2 pseudogenes are annotated in these 892 nt (G+C 42.1%); one reads left to right on the top strand and one right to left on the bottom strand.

Going from position 1 to position 892, the window contains the following annotated elements:
- Positions 1–148: pseudogene (locus CIK04_RS28985) on the bottom strand (superoxide dismutase [Fe]); the annotation flags it as partial.
- 291 nt (positions 149–439) lie between these two features.
- Here CIK04_RS28985 and grxD point away from each other — a divergent pair.
- Positions 440–777, top strand: a pseudogene (gene grxD / locus CIK04_RS28980) (Grx4 family monothiol glutaredoxin).
- Positions 778–892: the final 115 nt, after the last annotated feature.

Genomic DNA, 892 nt, shown 5'->3' with positions numbered 1-892 from the left:
GAATTCWGTACCAGGAATTAGGCCGTTTAGTTTCACAACGTAAGTGTTGTGGTGTTTGCCGTGGTGGGAACTCAAAGAGTTTCTTGCAGAGATGTGTGGCTCAAGCGCGTCTTTTGCGTAAGGAAAGAGCTGGTAGTTCAAATGCCATTGCTCGATTCTCCATTTATATGAAGGGATTACCTTCGGTTGCTTCCAGTGAATTTATAATTAAATCAACCCGTTTGATGACTCACCAACGAATCGACTGTCAATATGACTGACTTGCGCTATAGTTTAGCAAGTTTTTACTTTATTAAAAGGAAAAATCCGCTTTTGATATGAATTCTTGTCATTCTATGCGATCTAGTGCGGGTAATAGCCCTAATTTTATGTGCTTTTTATTCTGCACTAATAAGGTAGAATGTGCGAAAATTGCAGTCATTCCGTGAACGAGGAAGCAATGGAAACTATCGACAAAATCAAACAACAAATCGCAGAAACCCAATCCTTCTCTACATGAAAGGTTCTCMAAGCTACCAAGCTGCTGGTTTTTCTTCTCAAGCAGCTCAGGCATTGATGGCGTGTGGCGAAAAATTTGCTTATGTAGACATTCTACAAAACCMMGATATTCGCGCAGAATTGCCAAAATACGCGGAGTGGCCAACTTTCCCACAACTATGGGTTGAAGGTGAGTTGATTGGCGGTTGTGATATCGTTATTGAGATGTTCCAAAAAGGCGAACTTCAACCATTGATCAAAGAAGCGGCAGCACGCGCAGCGGGCAACGACGCGGAATAATTTGGCCAACCACTATGGCGCTTGAAAGAGTTTCGGTAGTGGTTATCGTCAAACGAAGATAGAATACGAAGGWAGCTGTTTGGCTCCTTTTTGTTTTTGAGTTACTACCATGAAA

The sequence above is a fragment of the Vibrio sp. 03_296 genome (genome assembly GCF_002265885.1).
This window is presented reverse-complemented; position numbering and strand designations above follow the sequence as displayed.